We start from the raw sequence: 2,060 nt of genomic DNA, 5'->3' as shown, positions 1-2,060 counted from the left end.
GTCAACCACATGCCTTCTTGTATAAGAGAAGTTGCCAACACCTACAAACATTGGCGAAGGGAAACTACATCCTTATATGGATGGGCAAAACATGCGTGTATTTGCCAAGAGTTATTTTAGGCTATGCCTAACCGAAATTCATCCCCACCTTACCGCTGGGCTTGCCCGTCACGCGCTTGAAGATGGGGACTTCTTTCGGAAATACGTTAAAAAGGGGTGCACACGCATCCTTTTTTCTATGCTGATATTATGAAAGAGGTGGTATGATGGAATTAACATTAAATTCGACTGTATGTTTGCACACGATTCAATTTCGAAAAGATCAACAGAATTATATTGTAAAAGATACAATTACAGGAGAAAAATATGAAATGCCGCCACTTTGTATTGATGCACTTGCAATGATGCGTGACGGTTTTTTATTGGGCGAAATTGAAGAAAAGTTACGAGAAGAATATCCAAAGGAAGAAGTAAACATTCTAGAATTTACGAGGCAATTGTTAGACCTAGAGCTTGTTGGAATGGTGGATGGAGAAGAGATTATTTGTACGAAAAAGAGAGATAAAGATTATTTCGTTTGGATTCGTCCGCGGGTTGAACAACTTTTTCTTAATTTAAACAGAAAATATCGAAGCAAAGGTCAAAGATGATCTTTGCTTTTTATTTTTGTCTTAAGAGATATGGTAGAGAGCAATTAAAGGTCTCTGTCTCGCTCGATAAGGAATATATTTAGTTTTTAAATTAAGAATTTTTCGTTATTTGAATTGTGATTCATTTCCTTTTTCATTGCAGGGATGAAAATAGGTATTCACCCAATGGAAAATGTTTGCATATTGTAGCTTATGTAAATACTTTGCTGCAAAGGAGTGGGTGCAGTGACAGGAAAAATTCTAAATTACTATGCCGGTGGAAATACAGCTAGGGGTTTTTACAGTTTATATGAAGAATGCTTAAGCGGGCTAGACAGACTGTTTATTCTGAAAGGTGGCCCGGGTACTGGGAAATCATCATTGATGAAAGTCATAGGGCGCGAGTGGACTGAGAAAGGATATGATATTGAATTCTTACATTGCTCTTCTGATAATAAATCGATTGATGGTGTTATTATTCCGAAATTAAAAGTTGGAATTGTAGATGGAACAGCGCCGCATGTGATTGAACCAAAGATGCCTGGAGTTGTAGAAGAATACGTAAATTTAGGAACTGCGTGGGATACGGGGAAATTACAGAAGCATAAAGATGAGATTGCTCGGTACATCTCAGAAGCGAGCAGGGCATTTCAATCCGCATATGTTTGTTTTAAAGAGGCTTTAATGATACATGATGAGTGGGAGAAAATTTATATTGATAATATTGACTTTCAAAAGGCAAATGAACTAACGAATCAGCTTATACAAAAGCTATTTGTAGATACTAAGAGGAAAAAAGCAGTTGTAAAGCACCGTTTCTTAGGTGCAGCGACACCAAAAGGTGCGGTGGACTTTGTCCCAAATTTAACAGATGGTATCCCGCATCGCTATTTTATAAAAGGGCGTCCGGGGTCTGGAAAATCAACAATGTTAAAAAAATTGGCGGCGGCAGCAGAAGAAAAAGGTTTCGATGTTGAGGTATATCATTGTGGATTCGATCCGAATAGTCTCGATATGATTATTGTAAGAGAATTAGGATTTGCAATTTTTGATAGTACCTCGCCGCATGAATATTTTCCAAGTAAAGATGGTGATGAGATTATTGATATGTATGATCTCATTGTTACGCCAGGAACAGATGAAAAATATGCTAAGGAGATTCGCGATGTTTCCATTCAATACAAAACAAAAATGAATGAGGCAATGTCCTTCTTAGCAAAAGCAAAAGCAGTGCGAGATAAGTTAGAACGGATTTATGTTGCTGCTATGGATTTTTCGAAGGTAGATGAGTATAAAAAAGAAATACAAAGAGAATTTGAGCGAATTGCACAGGTTGTTGCTGAAAAGCAAAAATAACGGATTTTTAGGCTGTCGGGAAAATCCTGACAGCTGTTTTGGGATGTATATAAATCGATTTTAATTTTTCGACAT

Annotated in this window: 2 protein-coding genes; both read left to right on the top strand. The window is 37.2% G+C overall.

Going from position 1 to position 2,060, the window contains the following annotated elements; genetic code table 11:
• Positions 1–266 precede the first annotated feature (266 nt).
• Entirely contained in the window at positions 267–650 is a 384-nt protein-coding gene (locus V7183_RS15675) for a hypothetical protein (RefSeq protein ID WP_335360119.1), read from the top strand.
• Positions 651–866: 216 nt separating this feature from the next.
• Positions 867–1,985, top strand: a complete 1,119-nt coding sequence (locus tag V7183_RS15670; protein ID WP_335360118.1) for a PRK06851 family protein — start codon at positions 867–869, stop codon at positions 1,983–1,985.
• Positions 1,986–2,060 lie beyond the last annotated feature (75 nt).

Source organism: Bacillus sp. JJ1127, assembly GCF_036965845.1.
Taxonomy (GTDB): domain Bacteria; phylum Bacillota; class Bacilli; order Bacillales; family Bacillaceae_G; genus Bacillus_A.
This window is presented reverse-complemented; position numbering and strand designations above follow the sequence as displayed.

Excerpts from the sequence above, each read along its gene's own strand:
- V7183_RS15675 (WP_335360119.1), top strand. The coding sequence starts at position 267 with ATGGAATTAACATTAAATTCGACTGTATGTTTGCACACGATTCAATTT.